Source organism: Acidiferrobacteraceae bacterium (genome assembly GCA_037388825.1).
GTDB lineage: Bacteria > Pseudomonadota > Gammaproteobacteria > Acidiferrobacterales > JAJDNE01 > JARRJV01.
The window spans coordinates 1-5,794 of the sequence record JARRJV010000091.1; the positions used below are offsets into that span (position 1 = coordinate 1).

General features: G+C 61.5%; 5 protein-coding genes. 2 read left to right on the plus strand and 3 right to left on the minus strand.

Annotation, left to right across the window (positions count from 1 at the left end; genetic code table 11):
- The 3 genes from P8X48_12050 to P8X48_12060 form a co-directional block, all read right to left on the minus strand.
- Positions 1 to 2,908: PD-(D/E)XK nuclease family protein (locus P8X48_12050; GenBank protein ID MEJ2108037.1), on the minus strand; the 2,908-nt coding region annotated here is incomplete at its 3' end.
- Positions 2,898 to 3,221, minus strand: coding sequence for a ferredoxin family protein (locus P8X48_12055; protein MEJ2108038.1), 324 nt, complete (start codon positions 3,219 to 3,221; stop codon positions 2,898 to 2,900). The genes P8X48_12055 and P8X48_12050, both read right to left, overlap by 11 nt.
- Positions 3,222 to 3,351: 130 nt before the next feature.
- Positions 3,352 to 4,149 (minus strand): inositol monophosphatase family protein, encoded by a 798-nt coding sequence (locus tag P8X48_12060; protein ID MEJ2108039.1) that lies wholly within the window; start codon positions 4,147 to 4,149, stop codon positions 3,352 to 3,354.
- A 117-nt stretch (positions 4,150 to 4,266) separates the two neighbouring features.
- On the opposite strand from P8X48_12060, the gene P8X48_12065 reads away from it, so the two are divergent.
- Both P8X48_12065 and cysE read left to right on the plus strand, forming a co-directional pair.
- The gene (locus P8X48_12065; GenBank protein ID MEJ2108040.1) at positions 4,267 to 5,004 is read left to right on the plus strand and encodes an RNA methyltransferase; all 738 of its coding nucleotides are present in this window, start codon (positions 4,267 to 4,269) and stop codon (positions 5,002 to 5,004) included.
- Positions 5,005 to 5,072: 68 nt separating this feature from the next.
- On the plus strand, positions 5,073 to 5,794 hold a 722-nt coding region (gene cysE / locus P8X48_12070), incomplete at its 3' end, for a serine O-acetyltransferase (protein MEJ2108041.1).

The following is a 5,794-nucleotide window of genomic DNA, read 5'->3' on the forward strand; positions in this document are numbered from 1 at the left end:
AGCCCGTCTTGCGGACATGATCCGCCTCCTCACTCAGGCCCTTGCGGCACAAGCCGGAAAGATCGCAATAGCGACAGGTGTTGTCGTCTCCCCAGGCGTGCAGGCGTGCGCCTTCCTCAAGCAGGCGGGCGTGCAGGGACAGAAGTCGCTCTCTCTGGTTCACGCTTATCGTTTCGAGTTCCTTGCCCTCAAGCAAGATTCCCGTGCGCACATTGCGCGAATCGAGAATCAGAGTGGTCGCTGCGCTGACCGGATCTTCGGGGAGCAGGGCGTAGGTCGCCAGCTGCACCGACTCACCCGACAGCGCTTCGTTTTGATGGGCGCCGAGGCCGGTTTTGTAATCAAGAATTCCCAGGCCCCGGGGGCCGCGTTCCAGCCGGTCGATGCGTCCAAAAAGGGATAGTTCGGGGGTGAGTTGCCGTTGCAGGTCGATCTCGGTTTGAACTGCCGACCACGATTGACTGTGTTTCCGGGCCCATTCCAGGTAGTGCGGGATGGTCTGCCGCCAACGGTAGTGCCATGCCCGGTTGACGGGGTTCCGTTCCGAGTCCCGGAAGAACACGCTTTGCGAAATTTCCTCCAGGAGTTCCGTCGCTTCGGCCAGATTCTCCGGGGTCAGGGATTTGGAAAAGGGTCCGGGCAGGGATTCCACGCCACCGTGAAAGGCTTCCAGAATCCGGTGAACACGATTCCCGTACTCGGATTTTTCCATGGCTTCCCCCGGCAATTCCTCGGCCCGCAAGCCAAGACCGTAGCGCGCGAAAAACTGGTACGGGCAGTCCACCAGTGACTGGCACGCGGAAGCCGAATAGGTGCGAGGCACAAGATCCGCGGCCATTGTGACCGTGGCCTGTTTCTGTACGCCCGGTAGCAATGCTTCGTCGCGGTGAATCTGTGCGGCGGGCTCGTACACCAGGCTTTCCAGATCGCCTGCGTCCAGCATCGTGTCATAGGCGGCACGCTGAAAGGCCTGCAGCCGTTCGACCCACGGGCTCACTTCCGCATCATCTCCCTGCTGCTGTCGTGCATAGGTGATCAGAATGAGCGGGGCAGCCTCCAGGAGCCGGCGAAAATCATGCAGTCGTTCCTGTTGGCGAAGGCGGAGACTGGCCAGGCCAAGTTGTTGTCGCACGGTTTCATTGAAGAAGGGTGAATCGGAGAAGGTGCCGGGCAGGTGGTCGCGGACTGCTCCGGCAATCACGAGTGCATCGAAACGATACAGTCGGCTCTCTGCCAGTCCCATCAATTCCACACCGGCTCCGCGCATGGGAGGACGAAACAGTGCCGCTTCCAGCTGGCGTTGTATCCAGCCGCGAAATTCCTGCCAATCCAGGCGCAGGGATCCTGCCTCCAGGGCGCCGCGCAGGCCGGAAATGGCCTCCAGCACGGAACGCCCGGCCTCATCCTGGTCGAGAGTGGAATACAGGCCCGTGATTTCCAATCCCGACTCCAATGCAGCAAAGCACTGGCGGGCGGTGGATCTGCCGCCCTGGGCGAGGGAAGCGAGGCCGCTACTTGCCTCTGTCAGCCGGCCAAGCAGCACAAGTCCGGCCTCGCGCGACACCTCGTCTTCGTTGGGTGCGCGCTCCAGTGCCCTGCGGTAGGATTCCAGTCCGCGATACACGCGCTCCCTTTTCACCAATACGCCAAGCAGGTAGTGCAGCAGAGAATCGGGATCGTCGCCCAGGGGCAGTCCCTGGTACGGAGAGCGCAGGAATGAAAACAGTGTTTCCCGCTGGAAGTCCTGTTCGATGCAATCCAGCCACTGGATCAGTGCGGCCGCCGCACTGGTAGTGGAAAGGGTCCAGCCGGCGGAATCCTTCAGTTCGATTTCGGCGCGCTCTAGCAGCGCACGCACGCGCCGCGCCAGCTTGCGATCGTTTGTCACGATCCCGATGTTGCGAGTACCTTCAAGCAGCCAGCGACGCACCTGCAGGTCGATGGCGCGTGCCTCATGCTCACCGTCTTCCAGCGCACAAATCTCCATGTGTTCCGCGAGTGGACTGTTAGTGCTGGACTCTCTCTGCGACCGCGCACGGCTTGCGAGATCGGGCTCGGGCGGGCCATAGACCCGGTCGAGAAACTCGCCACGCGGTGTAGCCGTGAAAGTCCGCCTGGCTTCGGCTGTACCTACGGACTCCTCGAGAGCATGCATCAGGTCCGGCGCGGGAGAGCGGGATCTGTCCTGGGATTCCTGGACCACAATGTCTGCGCGGCCGGCCTGAACCAGGGCATTCAGCCAAGCGAGTTCAGCGCGCGCGAAACGGAGCAGGCCGGCAACATAGATTTGCCCGTCCGGCACGTTGCCGCCAAGCGAGCGTGTGAGCGCGTCGACATAGGCTCCGCTACGGTCCCGCGTATTCCGGTTTTGCAGTTCTTCCTGCCACGCCTGCCAAAGGCGATAGACGAGGGCGGCCTCCTCGGACAGGAGTTCGGGAACCGGGGCCGATCCTCCGTAGGCCTTCACCACATCACTGGTGAATTCCTCCTGGCTTTCGGCGATGGGGACCTGGTTCAGAGTCAGTTCATCAAACAGCGGAAGCAGGCTGTCGATGAGGGGCCAGGTCCCATACTGCGAACGCAGGCCCGGCAGGTCCTCCAGGGCCTGCATCAGGATCAGCTCGCGTCCCGTCTGGGAAAGGCTTGTGTGCGAAGGGTCGTCAGACCGTGAAATATAGTTTTGCAGATTTTCGATAGCCGGCGGGATCAGGGCGTCGGTCCCGCGCGCGGACGCGGCTTCGAGCAGAATTCTTCGAAAGCGGTGGCCGGCGCCCTGGGACGGGAGCAGTACGGTGTGGGCGCCCAGATCGGGGAGCTGATCGCCGTGGCGATCGAGGATCAACCCCGCAAGGTATTCAAGAGGGTCGTCCTCAAAGGGGAGCAGATGCAGGCCAGGGTCACCGTTCAAGGTATTTGAGTTTATCCGGCTTGTTTTCCCAATCGACGGCGTCCGGCAGACCCTCTTTCTTTTCGAAAATCACAGGCCATTCCTTTGCCAGCTCGGCATTCAGGGCAATGTAGTCGGTCATGTCATTCGGCACATCGTCCTCGGCATAGATCGCATCGATCGGACATTCCGGTACGCACAGGGTGCAGTCAATGCATTCTTCCGGGTCGATCACGAGGAAATTGGGCCCCTCGTGGAAACAGTCCACGGGACAGACCTCAACACAGTCGGTGTACTTGCAGCGAATACAATTGTCGGTGACCACATAGGCCATTGGGATCTACTCCTGGTGTTCTTGCAGACAAAAACCGGCGTAATGATACACGCTAGACCCTGCCGCATGAATTGGCCGGGCGCATTGCCCGCTCCCCGCGGTCCGGCGTCGGTTTCGCCCGGGGGGGTGCTCAGGCCCGCAGGGCCGGGGTCAGCAGGGGCTGCAGCCGCTGCAGCAACTCCGCCTGGATTTTGGGATTGCCCGCCACGATATTGCCGCTGGATAGAAACTCGCGACCGCCGGTGAAATCGCTCACAATGCCGCCGGCCTCCTCAATCAGCAGGGCGCCGGCCGCCAGGTCCCAGGCCTTCAGTCCGATTTCCCAGAAGCCGTCCAGGCGCCCGCAGGCGACGTGGGCCAGATCCAGGGCCGCAGACCCCGCGCGACGAATCCCGCTGCTGGCCGTGAGCAGTTCGCGAAACATTCCCAGATAGGTATCCAGATGCTCGAAGTTCGTGTACGGGAACCCCGTTCCCAGCAGTGCGAGACCCATCCGCGCGTTTCGGGTGACCCGGATTCGGCGGTCGTTCAGGTGGGCCCCGCCTCCGCGGCTGGCGGTGAACAACTCGTCGCGCAGGGGGTCGAGCACGACTGCCTGGTCGAGGCGCCCGCGATGGAGCAGGGCGATGGATACGGCAAACTGGGGATATCCATGGAGGAAGTTGGTGGTGCCGTCGAGCGGGTCAATAACCCACTGGTAGTCATCGCCCGCCTGTTTTCCGCTTTCTTCCGCAAGTATCCCGTGATCGGGATAGGCATGGCGAAGGATTTCGGTGATCGCACGCTCAGCTTCATGATCCACGATCGAAACGAAATCGTTGTGCCCCTTGCTATCGACCGCGATCCGGTCGATCTGGTGGCTGTAGCGGACAATGATCCCCCCGGCCTTGCGGGCCGCCTTGATCGCTGTGTTGAGCATGGGGTTCATATATTAAGGAGCTCTCGTGATTGAGGGGTCGTGGTGACCCGGACTTCCGGGCCCGGCATTGTATAGAGCCGACTGACGGGTTAAAAGCACAAATCCTGAAGTGACGCGGAGTGAACCATGCCAGCGGATCAGATTCGCATCGTGCTTGTAAGGCCAAGCCATCCGGGGAATATCGGGGCCAGCGCCCGGGCAATGAAAAACATGTGCCTGGAACGTATGGCATTGGTTCGCCCGGACCAGTTCCCGCATCCGGACGCCACGGCGCGTGCGTCCGGTGCCGACAGCGTGCTGAAGCAGGCAAGCGTGCATGAGTCCCTGGAGCAGGCCGTGGCCGGGTGTCAGTGGGTCGTGGGAACGACCGCGAGGGAGCGTACCATCGGCTGGCCCACGCTAACGCCCCGGGAGTTTGCGCGCGTAGCCCGGGAGCGGGCGCAAAGCGGCAAAATCGCGGTGGTGTTTGGCCGCGAGCGCACAGGGCTGACAAATGAGGAGGTGGATCGCTGCCACGCCCTGGTACGGATTCCGGGCAATTCGGTTTTCAATTCCCTGAATCTCGCCAGTGCGATCCAGATCCTGGCCTACGAAATCTTTCTGGGATTTCACCAGGAAAACGGTGAGACAATGGATACCGAATCCCTATCTTCGTCCCGTCATGAAGATCTGGAACGATTCTATGCTCATTTGGAGCAGGTTCTGGTTGAGATTGGCTTTCTCGATCCGGATAATCCGCGTCACCTCATGCGCCGGCTGAGGCGCCTGTTCAATCGCACCGGCATCGATGAGACCGAGCTGAATATCCTGCGGGGCATCCTGACCGCGGTGCAGCAGACGGAACACTGGCGCCGCCCCGTTTAGGAGTTCTTCCTGGGGATTGGGGTGTCCGGTAGCAGGGGAAAGGAATGATGAAGTCCTTACGAGAGTACATGGCCAGTATCGTCCGCCGCGACCCGGCGGCCCAGTCCACGATCGAGATTCTCGCGGCCTATCCCGGTGTACATGCGATTCTTTCTCATCGCGTTGCCCACGCGCTGTGGCGTGTGCGGCTCAAGTTGCTGGCGCGCCTGGTGTCCCAGCTGACGCGCTGGTTGACCGGAATCGAGATTCATCCGGGCGCGCGGATCGGGCGGCGCCTGTTCATCGATCACGGGATGGGGGTCGTCATTGGCGAAACCGCGGAGATCGGGGACGACTGCACCCTCTATCACGGCGTGACCCTGGGCGGGACCACGTGGCGCCGGGAGAAGCGGCATCCTACACTTGGAAATAATGTGGTTATTGGCGCCGGGGCCAAAGTCCTTGGGCCGATCACGATTGGCAACGATGCGCGGGTAGGTTCCAACTCGGTCGTGGTCAAGGATGTCCCTGCGGGGGCGACGGTGGTGGGGATTCCCGGGCGGGTCATTACCCCCAGGGACGACGAGAAGACGGAAAAACGGCGAAAAATGGCGGCCAAGATCGGATTTGACGCCTATGGCCAGAGGGAGGATATGCCGGATCCGGTGGCGGAGGCGGTGGATGTCATGCTGGACCATCTACACGCGGTCGACGAGCGACTGGAGACCCTGTGCCGAAGCCTGAAACAGGCCGGGATCGAAGTTTCGGAGCTGCCTATGCCGGAGCTGGATTTGCGCCATTTACGCAACAC

Bases quoted from the DNA above. Each gene is read 5' to 3' on its own strand.
- P8X48_12055 (MEJ2108038.1), bottom strand. From the start codon at position 3,221: ATGGCCTATGTGGTCACCGACAATTGTATTCGCTGCAAGTACACCGAC.
- P8X48_12060 (MEJ2108039.1), bottom strand. From the start codon at position 4,149: ATGAACCCCATGCTCAACACAGCGATCAAGGCGGCCCGCAAGGCCGGG.
- P8X48_12065 (MEJ2108040.1), top strand. From the start codon at position 4,267: ATGCCAGCGGATCAGATTCGCATCGTGCTTGTAAGGCCAAGCCATCCG.